This is a genomic window from Fictibacillus sp. KU28468 (genome assembly GCF_026153615.1).
In the GTDB taxonomy this organism is placed as follows: Bacteria; Bacillota; Bacilli; order Bacillales; family Fictibacillaceae; genus Fictibacillus_C; species Fictibacillus_C marinisediminis.
Window position 1 is genome coordinate 3173816 of sequence record NZ_CP110666.1, and the last position, 15791, is coordinate 3189606.

General features: G+C 43.2%; 15 protein-coding genes. 3 read left to right on the forward strand and 12 right to left on the reverse strand.

What is annotated here, in order from left to right; translation table 11 throughout:
* Positions 1 to 44 precede the first annotated feature (44 nt).
* Together OKX00_RS16605 and OKX00_RS16610 are read right to left on the reverse strand one after the other, a co-directional pair.
* On the reverse strand, positions 45 to 1406 hold the full coding sequence (locus OKX00_RS16605) for a GntP family permease (RefSeq protein ID WP_265408085.1): 1362 nt from the start codon (positions 1404 to 1406) through the stop codon (positions 45 to 47).
* Positions 1407 to 1423: 17 nt separating this feature from the next.
* On the reverse strand, positions 1424 to 2617 hold the full coding sequence (locus tag OKX00_RS16610) for an iron-containing alcohol dehydrogenase (protein WP_265408086.1): 1194 nt from the start codon (positions 2615 to 2617) through the stop codon (positions 1424 to 1426).
* A 304-nt stretch (positions 2618 to 2921) separates the two neighbouring features.
* On the opposite strand from OKX00_RS16610, the gene OKX00_RS16615 reads away from it, so the two are divergent.
* Positions 2922 to 3866: an aldose 1-epimerase gene (locus OKX00_RS16615; RefSeq protein ID WP_265408087.1), complete on the forward strand. Its 945-nt coding sequence runs from the start codon at positions 2922 to 2924 to the stop codon at positions 3864 to 3866.
* 83 nt (positions 3867 to 3949) lie between these two features.
* Here OKX00_RS16615 and OKX00_RS16620 read toward each other — a convergent pair whose 3' ends face one another.
* The 4 genes from OKX00_RS16620 to OKX00_RS16635 form a co-directional block, all read right to left on the reverse strand.
* A complete protein-coding gene (locus OKX00_RS16620; protein WP_265408088.1) occupies positions 3950 to 4177 on the reverse strand; it encodes a hypothetical protein in 228 nt (75 codons plus the stop codon).
* Positions 4178 to 4215: 38 nt separating this feature from the next.
* Positions 4216 to 4905, reverse strand: coding sequence for a YflT domain-containing protein (locus OKX00_RS16625; protein WP_265408089.1), 690 nt, complete (start codon positions 4903 to 4905; stop codon positions 4216 to 4218).
* Positions 4906 to 5076: 171 nt separating this feature from the next.
* Positions 5077 to 5304: a hypothetical protein gene (locus OKX00_RS16630; RefSeq protein WP_156419117.1), complete on the reverse strand. Its 228-nt coding sequence runs from the start codon at positions 5302 to 5304 to the stop codon at positions 5077 to 5079.
* 230 nt (positions 5305 to 5534) lie between these two features.
* Positions 5535 to 7343, reverse strand: a complete 1809-nt coding sequence (locus tag OKX00_RS16635) for an ABC transporter substrate-binding protein (protein WP_265408090.1) — start codon at positions 7341 to 7343, stop codon at positions 5535 to 5537.
* Between the two features lie 104 nt (positions 7344 to 7447).
* Between OKX00_RS16635 and OKX00_RS16640 the strand changes: the two genes are divergently transcribed.
* Complete coding sequence (locus OKX00_RS16640) at positions 7448 to 8674, forward strand: MFS transporter (RefSeq protein WP_265408091.1); 1227 nt, start codon at positions 7448 to 7450, stop codon at positions 8672 to 8674.
* Between the two features lie 73 nt (positions 8675 to 8747).
* Here OKX00_RS16640 and OKX00_RS16645 read toward each other — a convergent pair whose 3' ends face one another.
* The 5 genes from OKX00_RS16645 to OKX00_RS16665 all read right to left on the reverse strand — a co-directional run bounded on the left by OKX00_RS16645 (position 8748) and on the right by OKX00_RS16665 (position 12125).
* A complete protein-coding gene (locus tag OKX00_RS16645) occupies positions 8748 to 9020 on the reverse strand; it encodes a hypothetical protein (protein ID WP_265408092.1) in 273 nt (90 codons plus the stop codon).
* 302 nt (positions 9021 to 9322) lie between these two features.
* A complete protein-coding gene (locus tag OKX00_RS16650; RefSeq protein WP_265408093.1) occupies positions 9323 to 9745 on the reverse strand; it encodes a VOC family protein in 423 nt (140 codons plus the stop codon).
* Positions 9746 to 9831: 86 nt separating this feature from the next.
* Complete coding sequence (locus OKX00_RS16655; protein WP_265408094.1) at positions 9832 to 10365, reverse strand: histidine phosphatase family protein; 534 nt, start codon at positions 10363 to 10365, stop codon at positions 9832 to 9834.
* 33 nt (positions 10366 to 10398) lie between these two features.
* The gene (locus tag OKX00_RS16660; RefSeq protein WP_156316240.1) at positions 10399 to 10563 is read right to left on the reverse strand and encodes a hypothetical protein; all 165 of its coding nucleotides are present in this window, start codon (positions 10561 to 10563) and stop codon (positions 10399 to 10401) included.
* A gap of 350 nt (positions 10564 to 10913) precedes the next feature.
* Positions 10914 to 12125 (reverse strand): MFS transporter, encoded by a 1212-nt coding sequence (locus tag OKX00_RS16665; protein ID WP_265408095.1) that lies wholly within the window; start codon positions 12123 to 12125, stop codon positions 10914 to 10916.
* Between the two features lie 133 nt (positions 12126 to 12258).
* On the opposite strand from OKX00_RS16665, the gene OKX00_RS16670 reads away from it, so the two are divergent.
* Complete coding sequence (locus OKX00_RS16670) at positions 12259 to 12408, forward strand: hypothetical protein (RefSeq protein WP_265408096.1); 150 nt, start codon at positions 12259 to 12261, stop codon at positions 12406 to 12408.
* Between the two features lie 80 nt (positions 12409 to 12488).
* On the opposite strand, the gene OKX00_RS16675 is transcribed toward OKX00_RS16670, so the two are convergent.
* A complete protein-coding gene (locus OKX00_RS16675) occupies positions 12489 to 15614 on the reverse strand; it encodes an efflux RND transporter permease subunit (protein WP_265408097.1) in 3126 nt (1041 codons plus the stop codon).
* Positions 15615 to 15791: the final 177 nt, after the last annotated feature.

Consider the following 15791-nt stretch of genomic DNA (forward strand, 5'->3'; position numbering starts at 1 on the left):
CTCTCTCCTTTCCTTTGAAGCACTTAAAGTTGATTTGGCCGCTTTTAAAAAATAGAATACAGGATAATGGCCAAGAACATGCCGACTAACGGCAGGGCCACACTTAACACAAAGACCGGTTTATACGTACGTTTATGAGTCTCTCCACATATCGCGCGGATCGTTGTCACGATATACCCGTTATGCGGCAGTGAATCTAATCCTCCCGATGCCAGTGTGGAAATTCGATGCATGGCATTCGGATCCAAACCTTGAGCCATATAAATCGGGGCCAGAATTGGCAAGGCAATCCCCAATCCTCCAGAAGCTGAACCTGTCAGCCCGCAAATTAATGTGACCGCAACTCCCAAGCCCAATAAAGGCGGTCCTGGGATATTCACTAATGAATCGACAACTACTCCAAACGCGGGAACTTTCGCCGCCACGCTTCCGAATCCTACGACGGCACATGTATTGGCAATCGCGACAAGAGCATCTTGTGTACCAGCGGCCAGAGATCCCCAATATTGTGGAACGAATTTCAGGTTGAGCACCCATGTCAATAAAATACCGGTTCCAAGCGAGATGAGGGCTGCACTCGTAGAAGAAGTAAACTGGGCCATAATATTTAAAATACAGATAACCGCAATTAACGGTATAAGAGAGGTGACGATGTTCGGTAATTCCTTTTTAAATGGTGATTCTGTTTCAATGGCTGTTACTTCTTCAAGCGCTGCTGCTAATTCAGTGGCTTCACCTTTTTTCGGACGAAATAACGGATGGGATTCGGGCAATGAAAAGGTTTCCCCATTGTTTACGGCTTTTCGTACTTCACGCCCTATATAAAGACTGCCTGCGATTAAAATAAAGATTCCAATCAGGATGCCTATTAATCCTCCAGCAGTTGGCTGTGTTTTAAAGAAGGTAGTAGGAATGATGTTTTGTATTTCTGGTGAACCCGGGGAAGTCATTGAAAACGAAATGGATCCGAATACAAGGGCTGCAGGAATGAATCGATGAGGAAGGTTGGCTTTTCTGAATAAAGAAACAGCGATGGGATAAACGGAAAAACCAACAACAAACAAACTAACGCCGCCAAAGGTCATAATAGCACACGCTGCAACAACCGCAAAAACCGCTCGCTTTGGCCCGGCTGTACGGCTGATCCAGTCTGCAATGGAATCAGCAGCTTTCGTGTCCTGCATGACTTTACCAAAAATCGCCCCTAGCAGAAAGATTAAAAACCAGGTGGCAAAATAGCCTGTAAAGCCGTCCATATAATACTTGGTCAAGGCTGTCTCAAGGTTGATTCCACCTGTCAGTGCAACAACTACTGAGCTAATAATGGCTGCAATAATAATATTGACCCCTCGCATGGTTAAATAAATTAATAGGGCAAGTGCCAGAAACAGTCCTATCATACTCATTGTGATTTCCCCCGTTTCTACGATTTAATGGTTTGAGAATTGGTAAACTGGTAATCATAGCATAATTTGTACAGTCCCATTAATTCACTATGATCCGGCACCCTCGGATTATTCCCGGGACTACCGCTGGCGATCGCGTCTCTGGCCATCTTTTCTAGACTTTTCAAAAATTGCTCCTCCTGAATTCCCCATCCTTTCAAGTTAGGAATACCAAGCTCGAGGCAGAGGGCTTTCATCTCTTCCACCACTTTTTGCGCTGTTTCCCGTTTTGTAAGCCCTTTCATTTCTTTGAGAATTAAATCCCCGATGTCTGCTAGCCTCTCATAGCAATCTTCCAGACTATACTCCAAAACAGCAGGAAGAAGCATCGCATTCGAAATGCCATGCGGCACATGAAACAGTGCACCGATCGGCCGGGACATTCCATGAACTAAGCAGACCGAAGAATTGGAAAATGCCATTCCTGCCTGCAGGGCTGCAAGGGACATTTTTTTCTTTGCTTCTATATTTTGAGGCTCATGATAGGCATCTCGTATACTTTCCATAATGTCCCCAATGGCGGTTAACGCTAGAAAATCGGTAAAAGGATGAGCACGCCTTGAAAGATACGCTTCAATCGCGTGAGTAAGGGCATCAATTCCGGTTGCAGCAGTTATATGTTTAGGTGAAGTAATAGAAAGGACCGGATCAACAATCGCTGCTTCCGGCATGAAGGCGGGCTGTTTAATCATCATTTTAATATCATGGACAGTATCGGTTATGATTGTTGCATCAGTTGCTTCAGACCCGGTCCCAGCAGTTGTAGGAATAGCGATTAATGGAACGGCTGACTTCTGTGCAATCTTCCTGCTATTCATATAATCGCTGATGGATCCTCCATTTGTACCAAGAACGGCAACCGCCTTTGCGGTATCAATACAGCTTCCTCCACCCAAGCCAATAATGACGTTGCAGGACTCGGCGTTAAGCTTGTCCAAAGCTTCATAAACAAACGTATCTTTCGGCTCAGAATTAATATCTAAATACGTGGCTGAGGATACTCCTGCTTCTTTTAAATAATGCTGGCATTCTTCAACGTACAGCTGCTTTTCCATCATTCGGTCGCTAATGATGAGTGCGTTGTTTCCGAGTTTAGACGCTACTTCTCCGACTTTCTTAAATGAATCCTCTCCGTAGAGTATGGTTCTTGGCATTTGCAGAACTGAAACCATAATAACTACCTCCTTTTTTGTTTATTATTAGAATCCATAAAAACGCCTTTCTTCCATGCGATTTACTTCGACAAGGTTAAGGAGATACCCTCTAAATACAAATTGTTTCTTTTTGTTTTCAATTTCCTGAATGTAACAGTGTGTGAATCTACTGTTTCAATATAAGTCACCAGTGCTTCACAATGAAAATCCTTCCAAAGACTAATCAGATCAGTCCTTATTTTTTTCAATAAATCAAAAGACTTGCATTGAACAGCGTAAGGGAATACTATTATTCGACACTGAACTTAATGGAGGTTTTTAAATGAGTGTGAAACGTATTCAATTCCTGGATGAAACGGCGTATGCCATTGAAAACGAAGAGATAAAGGCCATTGTCCTCCCTTCTCAAGGGAGCAATTTGATTTCTATTCTTGATAAAAGCACAAATACTGAAATATTGAGAACGCCCAAAACCAGAGAAGAATACGAAACACGAAGGATGGTGTTCGGCACACCTGTACTGTTCCCGCCTAACCGCATAGAAGATGCTGTGTTTGAGTATAATGGCCGGAAATACGAATTGGAGATGAATCGGCCGAAAGAGAATGTTCATATCCATGGGTTTGTTCATGATAAGGAATGGAGCGTTCTTGAGATTGAAGAAACCATCCCTAGAATGAAAACACAGCTCCGATCAGCTGAACATCCAGACATCCTCAATCAATTCCCTCATGATTTTACAATCATGATGACGATTGAGATCGAGGGAAACGAAGTGATACAAACCACTGAAATCACAAATAACGGCGAATCCCCTATGCCCTGTGGAATTGGCTACCATACCACCTTTCAATTTCCCAGTGAAGCCAAATTATTTCTTGATGTTTCAGAAAAATGGCTGCTGAACGAACGGCATCTTCCTACAGGGAAGCTTGAAAATATCGCAAACAGGAAAGAGTTTTCAGGTGGAACTTCCTTGTCTGGAGTGGCGATGGATGATGTTTTCTTAATGACCGAAAATAAAACGGCAGCCATCGAACGTCCCGAACAAGGCATCAAAATTTCCTACTCCCTTTCTGATGATTTTACCCAATGGGTTTTATTCACAGCCAGCGGTAATGAAAACCTGCTTGCTGTTGAACCGTATTCCTGGGTGACCAATGCGCCGAATTTGAAGCAGCTCCCAAGAACTTTAACGGGGTTTGACGACATTAAGCCGAAAGACACAAAAGAATATGTCTCCAGATTTAAAGTCGAGCGTGACTAAGGCACAACAAAGGGGCTGTCCAGAAAGTCGAAAATTGACCTTCAGGCAGCCCCTTTTTGGCTTGAAAAATCTTCAATGAAAAGTTAATTGAAGTGGAAGATGCGAGACTCCTCGAAAATGAACTTCACATTTTCTTCGTGCGATATAACGCTGCCGGAGCCTTCCTTGTCCTGCGGGACTAGCGTGACAGGTGAGACTCCCGCCGGTGCTTGCACCAAAAAGTAGGCGTTCACGCCGGTAAGGCTCACCGCACGCCCCGCGAAAGTAGGAGCTCGCGCCGGTAAAAGCGAGCAGCCTGGAACGGAAATCAACAGCTTACAGACTTCTTGGACAGCCCCTTACTCTTTACTTAAAACAATTTATCTTCGTCCGAGTTTCTTGGTGTTCGTCTTGTCCGGTCTCTAAAGTCGCGGTCTCCTTCATTCAATCCATCTTCATCTGGGTATAAGTCTCGGTCTGTACGATCTGTAAGATCCGAGTTTGCCCGGAGAGGACGCTCATTGTCATCCATTACATCAGCATCTCTTCGCAAGTCACTGTCATGATGGTTATTGTCAGTAGTGTTCCCTGCAGTGTATCCATCTCTGGTAACTTCCACATCCGTAGCTATCCTAAATGTCCCATAATCAATCCCAGCATTCGCAGGATTTAAGGCATCTGATTCATCCGTTGCAAGATCACGGTCTGAATCGACCATCAACAGAATTTTGCCTGATTCCACGTCTGAAGCATAGGATGCAGCTTCCCGGTCGGGTATTCCATAATCCGATAATCTTTCTCCCAGGCTATTCTTGCTGTTCGTGTACTCATCATCCATAAATGCAGCTTTTAGTTTGTCCAAGAAAGACTCTTTATGAGGTTTTTCATTTACATTATCAACCGTTGCACCGGTTATCGTTTCCACGGTATCCGTATAATGATCATGATTTGTTACTACGGAGATCTCATCTGTGTCATATCCTCTCAATTGCAATTGCTGTACAGCACTTACGGCCGCTTCCTCAGATTCATATACACCAATGACATGCTTGCCCATCATGAATTCCTCCTTTATAAATGGTCTTTCTACTGTGGTTAAGTACCCGGATCTACACTTTGCAAACAAAAATAAGTAAAATATACAGGTTTCATTTTTGAAGCACGAAAAAGCCCGTTTATCCCAGTTTCGATAAACAGGCGTTTTCATGTTTAGCAGTTCTTGCTTCTCTTATCAAGAAATAGGTCTGCCGCCCACTTCATATAAACAGGAAATGCTTACTCCCGCTATCATTAATCCAACAGCCCCGATGGCCAAATACATCAAGAAGAGGAGCATCCCGTTATCTTGACGAACCATTTTCCGAAAGACCCTTGGATTTTTCAGCTGTGCACGTACCCAAAATAGGATAGCGAACCCAATAATTGCACCAATAACGGCCAGGATTTCAAGCATTTTCATTTCCTCATTTCCTTCGTAATCCATGAAAATAAAAGGCTCTTTTCTAAAAGATTGTTGCTTTGGGAACATTTTTGTAAAGAACCTTCATTGCTAAGTTATCGGAGTGCAAGGTGCGAGACTCCTGAAGCGGAAATCAACCACTCCTAAGAGCAACAAAGGTTACGAAAACAACCAAATAAAATGACAATCGATACTCTATTGGTACGTTATGCTCGAAAGAATTAAAGGTTCTATAGGGAGACACGCTCAATCCACAAATCCTTGTAGTCAGCCCATCCAAGCGTGTTAAGCGTCACACCTTGCAGTGACTGATGATGAAGAATGCTCTGCTGTGTATGGTAAAGAAAGATAAGAGCACTCCGCTGTTTTAACAGCTCTTCAATTTTCTCAAAATACAGCAATCGATTCTCCGGCGTTTCAGCTTTAAATACTTGCTGAATCAGCTGGTCCTTTTCTTCACGAAGATCCTCATCCATCAAAGAGCTGATAAAGGAATTGCCGACTTCATACATATCGAGCAGTGACAGTTCCACGGGATCGGCAAGGACTTCCCCTGATAAGATCAGATCGGCCTCCTGCATCACTTCTGCTTTTTTCAATTCCTCGACGGGTACAACCACAATCTCTATCTCCACTCCCACACTGGCAAGCTGCTCTTTTACCCACTCTGCGTTTAATTCGTTGGTTCTCATCTCATAGGTATATAGCTTTAAAGGTTCACCTTTGTATTCGGTATCAATAAGGAGGCGTTTCGCTTCAGACTTTGAATGTGTTCTCTGCGATTCTATTGAACGTGCTGGGAGAAAACCTGCTGCCGGCAGCATCCTCTTCCCACCCAGTTTTTCAATCAAGTCTTGGGAATCAACAGCTTGCTCGATCGCTTTACGGAAAAGAAACGAAGACTGCGGCCCTCCTTTTTTCAGGTTGAACATCAGGTAGGTCGCTCCTTTTTCAATATGATCGAGTGCCTTGTAGTGCGCTTCTACTTCACTAGCGACTATAGGATGCGGCACATATTTCATCTCACCTGGAGGAACGAACAACATCTTCTCCCCGTCATAATCTGGCCATACCCAAATTTCAATCCGGTCTAAAAAAGGCCGTTCTTTAAAGTAGTGCGTATGTGCAGTAAGCTGAAGCTGTGACTCGTCATTGCTCTCCACCATAAATGGACCACTCCCAACCGGCTCTCGTTTATAGTTAGACAACAATTCAAAATCACGAGGCACGATGGAAAGCCGTTCCGTACTAAAATAATAAACAAAAAGGCCATTCGGCTCGGACAGTTCAATTCTAAGTTCATAATCGTGAACAACCGTGATAGATTGAATCTTCTCCATCATCCATCGATGTGGGGAACCGTTAATAGGATCGTGAATTCGCTCGATGGTGTATTTAACGTCTTCAGCTGTTAGCAGCTTCCCGTGATGAAACACAATTCCTTTCCGCAGGAAGAACGTCCAGACCATCAGCGACTCATCACTGCGCCAATGATGACAAATCTGTGGTTCGAGTTTACCTGAAGTACCGTTATAGACAAGCAGGGTATCGAATATCTGCTGAATCATATGTGCTTCTGTCCGCCGGTTCACATACGCCGGATCAATGTCTTTGATCTCCCTATAGAACGGGAACCGCAGCACGTCAATCGCGATGTTCTCCTTCTGTTCCAGATGATAGCCTAACTGCTGCTGAACCCACACATTGAATTCCTGCTGATACGCTGCATCCAGTTCATAGTTATGTAAAAGTTGCTGAGCCTGACTTAAGTCACCCTTCACTACCTTCTCTTTTGCCAGCTCCATCAGAAAGGAATTCTTCTCTCTCAAAAAGGCGAGAGATGAACGATTTCCCCGCCCCCTGCCTGGCGACCAGCTCACCCACTCCTGAACCACCATCTTGTTCAGGAGAAAGTTTGCATTTCTCTTGGAGCAAAAAAGTACCGAACTGATCTCCTCCAGTGTGACCGAAAGCGGCAGATGGATCCCTGTATCTCTGTAATGTTGTCTTAAAGTGAGGTAATGCTCCTGCAGCTGCATCCGGTCACTCTCCTTTTTGATAAAAGATGAAAGGTTTTGATTTTAATTTACACTTTTTTTCATGTTTACGGAAGATACACTGGTAATAGAAGGGAGCGTTTCGGATGGAGATGGAAAAGGTCGTTCAGATGCCGGCTGCAGAAGAGCCGGTGTTATGGAAAAATAAGAATTTTATGCTGTTGTTTATTACAGGACTCATCTTTTCGGTCGGAGGGAAGATCTATGAGCTTGCTCTTCCCCTCATTTTATATGATTTCACCCATTCATCAGTGGCTATGTCGAACATGAGGGCCATCGAATTTTTGCCAAATCTGCTGCTGGCCATGTTCATCGGAGTGCTCGTCGACCGGGTGAACAAGAAACATTGGTCACTTTGGACGATCGGCATCCAGAGTGTCGTTTTATTCGGATTGTTCCTGGCCCTGCAGATGGGGTATCATTCTTTACCGCTCTTTTATGTATGTGGTTTCCTGCTCATGACATGCAGCTACGCGTTCTTTAATGCCCGCTTCAGTATGGTCAAACAAGTGCTTCCAAACGAGCTGCTCACACCGGCCAATGCCTCGTTTTCGTTTGTAACAACACTGATCGGTATTATGGGGCCAGCGATTACTGGGTTTATCTTAATGCTGTCGAGTCTTCATGATGGATTTCTGCTTACATCTGTTGCCTTTTTCGTCACTTTTTTATTCTTGTTGAAGCTTGATCATAAGGAAGTGGCTGTTCAAAAAAAGCAGCACTTTCTCGAGGATTTAAAAGAAGGGTGGATAGCTCTCCGCGAAAACCGGCCGCTTTGGCTCATTACTATTCTTGTTGTTTTTATCAATTCTACCTCTGGTATGGTCGACACGATGATTGTCTTTTTTGCCAAGGATGAATTGAGGCTGAGCACATCAGAGCTTGGATTAACCCTTTCCTTTGCAGGGGTGGGCGGCTTGGCGGGCAGCAGTATGGTCAGTATTTTGAGGAGGAAAGTGAAGCTCGGCAAACTGCTTGGTTTGACGACATTTGGCTCAGGTTTGGGGTACTTTATCTTATTTCTTGCTCATACCCCTCTTCTGCTTGCGACAGGTTTGTTTTTTGAAGGGTTGTTTGGAACGATATCCTCGGTATGCATCTGGACGTTCAGGCAGGAGACGACACCTCAGCACCTCATCGGCCGGATCGGCGGCCTGACCGGATCCATCTTCAAGCTCGGTATGCCGCTTGCCATTGTTGCCGCCGGCTGGATCGCGAAGTTTTCGCATCCCGGTATCGTCTTCTGGATTGCAGCACTGGCAAATGTTCTTATCTTTTTAGCATATTGGAGATCGTCCTTATGGCGGGTATAATGATCTACAAAAAAACAGTTGTAATCAATGAATGATTAACAACTGTTTTTACCTTTTATTTAAAGTATATTCCCTAACCAACACGGCGTTGTTGAAGTTTAGCTAATTCAGCCATTACCTCTTCTGACACACCAGCATGATGCAGAAGCAAAGCCAAATGTTCAGCAGTAAGATGAGCGGAGCCCAGTTCCATCTCTTTAATACGAATGCCGTTCTTTTCTTTTTCCACCTCTAGAATGGCACCATGGAATCCAGAGCTTAAACGAGCCGTCTTTACTCCATCTTCAGATTCTCTAATTACAATTCTGTGTTCTCCCATATTCAGTTCTTTAACGATTTTATCCATTCAAATATTCCTCCACTTTGTTTGGTATCAAAATTATATACTTCATTTTACTTTTTCAAGTTTAATATGTGATTTTTTATAATATTCCTTTTGATCAATAAAAGACCAATCATAATAAGTAAACACCCTATCGTTCCACCAAACGTATTCAGGATCAGATCATCCGTATCGAAGGAGCTGTGGCATTTGTTCAACTTCTTTTTTAGCCTCTTCAACGGGTAAGCCGTTCTCCAATAATGCCAGAATCGGAAAGTTTCAAAAACAAAAAAAGCTGCTGCAGCAGCTTTTTTAGATGAGTTAACTTATTTTCCTAATGTTGAAATTTGCCACGTTACACCGAATTTATCTTTCAGCTGGCCATAAGATGGGCTCCAGAAGGTTTCTTGCAGCTCCATGATTACTTGGCCGCCTTCTTTTAATTTTTCAAAAACTTCTTTTGATGTTTCAACACTGTCAATCGTGATTGCTACTGTTACTTGGTCTCCAGTTTCATAGGGCATCCCTGGGAATGTATCAGAAAGCATCAAGTCATGATCTCCCACTTTTAAATGGGCATTCATTACACGGTCTTTAGCTTCTGCTGGAACAGGATATTCCGGATTCTCCGGCTGGTCGCCAAAAGTTTGTACAGATAAAACCTTTGCATTCAATGCTTTTTCATAAAACTTAACAGCTTCTTGTCCATCTCCATTCGTTACTAAATAAGGATATAGCCCTACGATCATACTAGACACCTCGTTTTTTTATTTTGAATTTTTCCGAACAAATGTTCTTATTTATTTTACTATATGTGACATTAAGATGCAATATATTATTCACTCAACTGCTCATTATTTTTTAAGTGAGCAGTACAATTTGTGAATCGGATGAGCTGGCCATTGCGAGTGTATTCAAGCAGATGAATGCCTGTATTGTCAGAGTGAAACCAAACGGTGTTGACGAGAGGCAGCTCCAGGAAGCCTTCAATAATCTGGGTGATCATGCCTCCATGAGAAACAACCGCAACTCTGATGCTATTCTTGCCAAGTTCCCTAATTGAGGATAAGATCTTTTCTCCTCTCATCCTGAAGTCTGTTTTACTTTCATCTTCCTGTTTTTCTTTAAGGTCATCTATGTAGGTTACTGAACAGCCAGTCGTCTTGGATAGAAGATCAGCTGCCTGTCTGGCCCTGATCAGGGTACTGCTCCAAATCAGATCGGGCGGAAGTTCAGCACAAACTCGCTGTGCCATCCTTTCCACCTGTTCAACCCCTCTGCTTGTCAGCGGCAAATCAGTTGAGCCAGTGTAGTCTTCATCTAAAAAGTCATCTTCTGATTCACCATGCCGAATCAATAAGATCTGCATATGCACCTGCCTTTCCTAAAAAAAGAACCGATATTACATCGGTCCCCCATTGTAAGAACTATTATTTTTCGCATTCTCTGATTCTAGAAGTTTAACCGGGTCATCCTCTTGGAGTATGGTCCTCGTTGCTTTGCTGGAGTTTACAAAAAATCCAATCATAACGGCAGCTGCAATCAACAGCAGCAATAACCAAGCCACCAGGCATAACCTCCCCTTTTTTATACCATCTCTCTGCTCTACCCTATGAAACGAATTCGCAAATGAGGAAGAAAAAGGCTGGAATGGTTTAAAACCATCACTGCCCTATTAAACTTCTCTGTTAAAATGCACATTCCTCCTGATCCATGAGAAATTTTTCTCTGGTCTTCAAGCTATTTCACCTCAATGGCCAGCGCGTAGCTTGCGTCTCCTTTTTCCCAATGAGCAGAGATGTCATAGATGTAGAACAGGCTATTCCAATATAGAAGCCGCGCTCATACTTACTCATCCTCGCCACCCCTACTATACATTTATACCTTTATTGGGGCAAATGATGACAAGTATTTATTTCACATAGCTACAGGCTTTCTTTTATTCTGATTCATTTTTGACCGATACTGCAGCAGAATAATGGAAGCTATGACAAATGAGCTGATACCAAAGCCGATGACCATTTTTTCAAAACCAATGGTATCCAGGAATAACCCGGTTAACAGCATGAGAATTTGAAAGATAATGTTGTCTGTCATGCCTTTGATGGAGAAGAACCGTCCATGATAATCAGAAGGAATATCGGTTTGGAAGATGGTCGTTGTCACCGGAAAAAGCATGCCCGCTGACAGACCAAACAAGCCGAACGAAACGACAGACATCACGGGATGATTGGCTAAAAATAGTGATGTATGAGCGGTCGCGATGAGAAATGTGATTGCAAACAAATACGGCAATCGCGGACGTTCACGAAAGAACCTTCTTGCTAAAAAGGTGCCAAGGAACACACACAGTCCCTCTGTTGTATAGAGAATTCCTTTGATTCCGGGATTGTGCTGAATCTGGCTGATCTCGATGACCATCAAGTTAAAGCCGGAAAGAAACAAATACGGCGGTATAAGAAGAAAGATACCGTAGACGACCTTAGATTGATTTTTCACGATAGGATAAAGTTCTTTTAACGTAATGAAGAAGCTTTCTTTTTTACTTTCTGCTGACTTTTCTCTGGGCTTTTGCTCTACTGCAATATAAAACGTAGAGAAAAGTAAAATAATATAGGATACGAGTGTCACCGTGTACATCGAAGTTAACGACATGCCGACGAGCATCGCCCCTCCAAGTGCTGTCCCTGCAATTCTTGCACCGGTAAAAATGTTCATGTATACACCGTTTGCCTGCAGCAGATCTTCTTTTTTCACGATTAACGGAATGAGTGTCTGCATGGCCGGATTGGAAAACGTCCCTGCAATTCCGATGATAAACGTGTAGATCAGCATCCACCAGACATTATCGCTGGCAATGGCTAGGTACATGAAAGCGATCGCAAAAGACCGCGCAAGACCCGCATAGATGAGTATTTTTTTCTTATCTCCCCGATCAATAATCCTCCCGGCCATTGGAGCCAGGAATACTCCGACCAAAAACCCCGATAATAGAAGCAATGCTTGTAAAAAGGATGACTCCACGTTCTTTTGCAAAAATTCCAGGTTGCCGATGATCCCGACCCATAGACCGGTACTCGAAACCGCAACACCAAACATGAGTAATAAAAAGTTTCGGTTCTTCCACATTCTATTGTTTAACCCCTCTCCTGATCCACCCGCACAATATTTAACGTACCCACCATATTTTAACATGGTTTCTATGAAAGAGACGGTCTTTAAAATCATAATAAAAGGGGCTGTCCAAGAAGTCTGGTAGCTGTTGATCTCCGCTCCAGGCTGCTCGCTTTTACCGGCGCGAGCTCCTACTATCGCGGGGCGTGCGGTGAGCCTTACCGGCGTGAACGCCTACTTTTTGGTGCAAGCACCGGCGGGAGTCTCGCATCTTCCACTTCAATTAACTTTTCATTGAAGATTTTTCAAGCCAAAAAGGGGCTGCCTGAAGGTCAACTTTCGACTTTCGGGACAGCCCCTTTCTCTAGCAATAATTAATTATAGGTTTGCTCTGTGTTTGGTTATTGGTACTTCCTGACGAACGGACTTTCGATGAAGCCATTCGTAAATAATAGGAATAATGATAAAACTGTTGAGGGTGGATGTAATTAACCCGCCGATAACTACGACTCCCAACGTTTGTGAGATAACTGTATCTGAACTGTGTGAAAAAGCCAATGGCAAAAGTGTTAAGATGGTAGCCGCAGCTGTCATCAATATTGGACGTATCCTCGATAAGCTACCCTGTAAAACTGCAGTCCTTACATCCATTCCCTCTCTGCGGTTTCTTTCCACTTTATCGATCAATACAATTCCATTCGTTACTACAATTCCAGTAAGCATCAACACTCCGACTAATGAAGCCAAATTCCATTCTCCCCCAAACAGGCCGAGAGCAATTACAACTCCGCTTAATGCCAGAGGAATACTTAGAAGTACAGAAAGTGGTGCTCTCCATCCTTTAAACATGGAAGATGTAATAAGCAGTACGAGCAAGATGGAGAAGACAACGGCGATAACCATATCAAAAATCATCTGTTTGACCTGTTCGGTGATGCCTCCCATGGAATAAGAAACACCATGCGGAAGTTTCATATTTGATAGCGTTTGGTCGACCGTTCCTGAAACTCCGCTAATATCATTGGAAGTAATCTGCGCAGTGACGACTGAGAACGGCTGTCCATCCCTCTCACTGATCGTAGCAGGGGATGTATCTTTTGAGATTTTTGCCAACTGTGCAAACTGCACATTTTTGCCTTCTTTATCTTTCACTGTTTCGTTCGCTAATGATCCCAAAACATCACCTGGTGTTGCTTCCAATGTTACTTTCGAATGTTCTCCAGTAGAAATCTGTTCCAAGAACATATCCACTGGCAGCGATTTATGATTCACACTGATGGTAGCATCCTTCGTTGGAGCCGTATAACGTCTCACTACGCTCAGTACATCTGCCATGTTGATGCCCTTTGCTTTAATAACAGATGAGTTCAAGGTTACCTTATACTTAGGCATTCCGTTCGTTAAATCTACTTTGCCATCCACACTTAATCCTGAAATGCGAGCCAATTTTTGGCGTGCTTCTTGAGCGGTTTTATCCAGTACTGCTTGATCGGCACCGCTAAACATTATTTTCATTTGTGAATCATCACCTGAAATATTCTGGCTCGTAACGGTATAGACTACCTGTTTAGAGAGGTGAGGCAGCTGTGAGCGCAATTGTTTTATGACGCTATCCACACCTTTGTTGTTTTTTAGAACAACAGAAAGATTGGCAACATTCGGGTTCTGAATAAAACCGCCGCCTTGGTCAAATACATCATCGCTCTGAGGTGTCATCGTGGAACCAAAGCTGGCTGAATAAGCTTTTACGTCCGGATCACTCTTTAGGGCATGTTCAATCTTTTGAACTTCTGTATCCACTTCCTTGATGGTACTGCCCTTTGGCAATTCTGCTTTAACTGCAATTTGTCCTACTTTTGCACTTGGTAAAAAGCTCACCGGCAAAAACGCCGAATAAACAGCAGCGAATAAAAAGACGAGAAGTGAAGCAAACACCATAATCTTTTTATGTTTGAACGCCGCTTCCAAGACAGGTTTCATCACTGGTTCCATGGTCACTGCCTTTTTCGATGAAGGGCCTCCCTTCCAGCCCATGAACGCCAAAGCAGGAATGACGAGCATCGCAACAAAGAACGACGTAATCAAGGCGATAACGACAGACCATGCAAATCCACTGTACGAAGCGCTGATCACTCCGCCTACCAGCGCAATCGGGACATAGACGGCAATCGTCGTAAGCGTAGATCCTAAAATCGCCGGAATCATTTCAGTTACAGAAGAAGCAAGCAGTGGCAGCAAGGCTTTGTCTGGGGCATTCTCCCTTTTTCTGTACATGTTATCCAAGATAACGATGGAATCATCCACGATCCGCCCCATCGCCACAATCAATCCGGAAACCGTTAGAATGTTAAGGGTAATCCCCATCGATTTCAGGAAAATTGTCGTTGCCAGCAAGGAAATAGGCAATGATATGGCGATAAGCAAGGTGGATCTTACGTTTCTGAAAAAGAAGAACACACAGATCATGGAGAATAAACAACCGAGCAATCCTTCCCGTATCAATCCATGAAGAGAGCTGTTTAATTCTTTCTCACGGTCAAGTAATACTTGGAAATGTACATCCTTTGGATTGACGGTATCCAGGTGAAGATGCTGGATTCGATCTTTCACCAGTTTCGCAACCTCTGTAATGTTTGCAGAAGGAGTTTTTATCACATTTAATTGAACACTTGGTTTACCATTGGTCCTTGATACTGTTTTTACATCGTTTAATGAATGGGTTATGGTACCCACTGCAGACAAAGGAATCAGTTTTCCTTCTGAATTCTTAATGGTTGTATTTTTCATCTGATCTTCTGTTAATGAAACTCCATCAAAACTAACCGGAATGGATAAAAGGTTATTAACAACCGTCCCCTTTGGCAGGGATGGAACGGACTTCGCAAAAGAGTTATTGATATCATCCAGGGTTAATCCTTTTTTGATAAGATCTTTCATGCGGATCGTCAGCACATAGCCGTCCTTTGCCCCGCCAAAGACTGTCACATCAGATACTCCAGGCACTGTTTTCAGCTGCTTGACGATCTCTTGCTGTGCAGTGGATCTTAAGGTTTGTTCATTAAGGTTTGCACTAGTTAAACTATAAGATAAGATCGGAAACGAACTTGTGGTTAATCTCGTTACAGTCGGTGTCGACGTGATCGTTTGCGGCAGATCGGCGTTAGAGAGAGCTTTGTTCACATCAGTTTCAGCTTGTTTCATGTCATAATCCATTGGAAAGTATAGACTCATAAAGAGTCCGCCATCATATGAATTAGTCTCCACGTCAGTTAAGCCATCTGTTGTTCTTACCGCACTTTCCAAATTATCAGTAATGTCCTGTTTTACCTGTTCAGCTTGATATCCAGGTACCCTCATGCTGACTGTCAGTGTTGTATTATTAATTCCAGGAAGATAATCCCGTTGCATTTGGTAGGCGGAAATCCCCCCCCACGCCAATATAATAACCGCACACACGATCATTAAAATGGCTCTTTGCATTGATGCTTCCACCAATTTCTTCATTCTCTTTCCTCCCTATTATTATTTCTATCTGTCTTTTGTGAAAGCATGGTTGGCCTCAGCAGTCCTACTATATAGAGACAACCTTAAATTTCTCTGAGAGTACTCTTAAAAATCCATGAGAATGATAAATTTTTACTTTTTTCATGCTACATTGGATACAGTATAGGAAAATGCCAT

Excerpts from the sequence above, each read along its gene's own strand:
- OKX00_RS16605 (WP_265408085.1), bottom strand. The coding sequence starts at position 1,406 with ATGAGTATGATAGGACTGTTTCTGGCACTTGCCCTATTAATTTATTTA.
- OKX00_RS16610 (WP_265408086.1), bottom strand. The coding sequence starts at position 2,617 with ATGGTTTCAGTTCTGCAAATGCCAAGAACCATACTCTACGGAGAGGAT.
- OKX00_RS16615 (WP_265408087.1), top strand. The coding sequence starts at position 2,922 with ATGAGTGTGAAACGTATTCAATTCCTGGATGAAACGGCGTATGCCATT.
- OKX00_RS16625 (WP_265408089.1), bottom strand. The coding sequence starts at position 4,905 with ATGATGGGCAAGCATGTCATTGGTGTATATGAATCTGAGGAAGCGGCC.
- OKX00_RS16630 (WP_156419117.1), bottom strand. The coding sequence starts at position 5,304 with ATGAAAATGCTTGAAATCCTGGCCGTTATTGGTGCAATTATTGGGTTC.
- OKX00_RS16635 (WP_265408090.1), bottom strand. The coding sequence starts at position 7,343 with ATGCAGCTGCAGGAGCATTACCTCACTTTAAGACAACATTACAGAGAT.
- OKX00_RS16640 (WP_265408091.1), top strand. The coding sequence starts at position 7,448 with ATGGAGATGGAAAAGGTCGTTCAGATGCCGGCTGCAGAAGAGCCGGTG.
- OKX00_RS16645 (WP_265408092.1), bottom strand. The coding sequence starts at position 9,020 with ATGGATAAAATCGTTAAAGAACTGAATATGGGAGAACACAGAATTGTA.
- OKX00_RS16650 (WP_265408093.1), bottom strand. The coding sequence starts at position 9,745 with ATGATCGTAGGGCTATATCCTTATTTAGTAACGAATGGAGATGGACAA.
- OKX00_RS16655 (WP_265408094.1), bottom strand. The coding sequence starts at position 10,365 with ATGCAGATCTTATTGATTCGGCATGGTGAATCAGAAGATGACTTTTTA.
- OKX00_RS16665 (WP_265408095.1), bottom strand. The coding sequence starts at position 12,125 with ATGTGGAAGAACCGAAACTTTTTATTACTCATGTTTGGTGTTGCGGTT.
- OKX00_RS16675 (WP_265408097.1), bottom strand. The coding sequence starts at position 15,614 with ATGAAGAAATTGGTGGAAGCATCAATGCAAAGAGCCATTTTAATGATC.